Origin of the sequence: Pseudomonas sp. ICMP 3272 (genome assembly GCF_001466905.1) — a bacterium.
Lineage (GTDB): Bacteria > Pseudomonadota > Gammaproteobacteria > Pseudomonadales > Pseudomonadaceae > Aquipseudomonas > Aquipseudomonas amygdali.
Window position 1 is genome coordinate 1 of the sequence record NZ_LKEK01000117.1, and the last position, 1,133, is coordinate 1,133.

The 1,133-nt window shown below is 62.4% G+C and carries 1 protein-coding gene; it reads right to left on the minus strand.

Translation table 11 applies throughout. The annotated features are described in order from the left end of the window. The coding region (locus AO068_RS25180; RefSeq protein ID WP_152999770.1) for a filamentous hemagglutinin N-terminal domain-containing protein at positions 1–1,133 on the minus strand (1,133 nt) is incomplete at both ends.

The window sequence follows — 1,133 nt, forward strand, 5'->3', positions numbered from 1 at the left end:
TGGAGATTTCCGCGTTGCGGTTGTCCACGCTTGCCGCGTTGAGCAGCAGATCGCCATTGGCGCTGATAAGTCCCAACTGGTTGAGCAACGGCCCGGAAATACGGGCGGACAAAGCGCTGCTGCTGAACAGCTTGCCTTGCTGGCTGTTGTCCAGCGACCCCGCAGTGATGGTCATAGTGCCATTGCTGCTGATCAGCCCGCTCTGGCTGTTGAGCACCTGAGACGCGTTGATATCGACAGTGCCGCCCTGGCTCAGAATTCGGCCAGACTGCCCGTTCAGTGTGGCACCCTGGTTGTTCAGGGTCTGGGTAATGGTGGCCTGCAAGGCGCGACTGGCGGTGATGCTGCCGCTGTTGGTCAACCCGTTGGCAGACAGCGTTACATCACCCGAACCATTGCGGCTGTTGTCGGCATTGACGCCCGCCTCGATCACCGCCGAGTTGTTGAGTTGTCCGCCTGCGGAAAGGCTCAGCGCATCGCGTGCGGCACTCATGGTCAATGACGACCCCGCATAGACCGGGCCGTTGACTTCGGCACTGCTGGCCCTGGCCGTGACAGCGCCGCTTGCCGCGGTCTGCGTCATGCTCAAATGGCCGTTGGCATCAATCTGGATATCGCCGCCACTGGCCGCCAGATCGCCAGCCAGCCTGACGCCCACACCCGCCTCGGTGCCCACCAGACGGATCGCGCCGGCATACATACCGCCCAGCGCCGAGCTGTCGACGGCCAGTTCCGGTTTGGCAGTGGGATTGAGGGTCTGCGCATCGACATCGTTACGACCGGCAATGATGTTGAGGCGCTTGGCGTGCAGCTCGGCATTGATCTTCGCGCTGCGCGTGATGATGTCGAACTGGTCGACGTTGTCTGCGTTCAGCCCCACGCCATCGATGGATATGCTGCCGCCCTGCACATTGAAACGCTGCAACTGCCCGTAGGCATCCAGCACCGGTTTACCGGTGGTCAGCGTGACCTGCGGGGTATTGATGAAACCGCAGCCGTTGCAACTGATGCCATACGGGTTGGCGACAATGACCCGCGCCGCCTGCCCGGCCACTTCCGTGTAGCCCCTGAGCTGGCTGGCGTTGGCCCCAACCACTTCGTTAAGAATGGTGGTAGCGGCCGTGCCGCGCAGG